Origin of the sequence: Kitasatospora sp. NPDC018058, from assembly GCF_044327205.1 — a bacterium.
Classification (GTDB): Bacteria; Actinomycetota; Actinomycetes; order Streptomycetales; family Streptomycetaceae; genus Kitasatospora.
This window is the reverse complement of the sequence record NZ_JBIRFA010000156.1, coordinates 1-1,062: the sequence shown is the minus strand read 5'-3', so window position 1 is coordinate 1,062 and position 1,062 is coordinate 1. Positions and strand designations below refer to the sequence as shown.

1 protein-coding gene is annotated in these 1,062 nt (G+C 62.1%); it reads left to right on the top strand.

The window, feature by feature from the left end; genetic code table 11:
• On the top strand, nt 1-1,062 hold a 1,062-nt coding region (locus ACH4E7_RS45690), incomplete at both ends, for a cbb3-type cytochrome c oxidase subunit I (protein WP_396255140.1).

Here is a 1,062-nt window from a genome sequence, read left to right as displayed (position 1 = left end):
GGCTGGTTCGCCTACTCCCCGCTGTCGGACGCGGTCCGCTCGCCGGGCGTCGGCGCCGATATGTGGATCATGGGTCTGGCCTTCTCCGGCTTCGGCACGATCCTGGGTTCGGTCAACTTCATCACGACGATCATCTGCATGCGGGCCCCCGGCATGACGATGTTCCGGATGCCGATCTTCACCTGGAACGTGCTGCTGACCGGTGTGCTGGTCCTGCTGGCCTTCCCGGTGCTGGCGGCGGCGCTGTTCGCGCTGGAGGCGGACCGTAAATTCGGTGCGCATGTCTTTGATGCCGCCAATGGTGGTGCGTTGCTGTGGCAGCACCTCTTCTGGTTCTTCGGGCATCCAGAGGTGTACATCATTGCGCTACCGTTCTTCGGCATCATTTCCGAGGTCATTCCGGTCTTCTCCCGGAAGCCGATGTTCGGTTACATCGGTCTGATCGCGGCGACGATTTCGATTGCCGGTCTTTCGGTCACGGTGTGGGCGCACCACATGTACGTCACGGGCGGCGTGCTGTTGCCGTTCTTCTCGTTCATGACGTTCCTGATCGCGGTCCCGACCGGTGTGAAGTTCTTCAACTGGATCGGCACGATGTGGAAGGGCTCGCTGTCCTTCGAGACGCCGATGCTGTGGGCGGTCGGCTTCCTGATCACCTTCACCTTCGGTGGTCTGACCGGCGTCATCCTGGCCTCGCCGCCGATGGACTTCCACATCTCCGACTCGTACTTCGTGGTGGCGCACTTCCACTACGTGGTCTTCGGCACGGTCGTCTTCGCGATGTTCTCCGGCTTCCACTTCTGGTGGCCGAAGTTCACCGGCAAGATGCTGGACGAGCGCCTCGGCAAGATCACCTTCTGGACGCTGTTCATCGGCTTCCACGGCACCTTCCTCGTCCAGCACTGGCTGGGCGCCGAGGGCATGCCGCGCCGTTACGCGGACTACCTCGCGGCCGACGGCTTCACGACGCTGAACACCATCTCGACGATCAGCTCGTTCCTGCTGGGCCTGTCGATCCTGCCCTTCATGTACAACGTCTGGAAGACGGCGAAGTACGGCAAG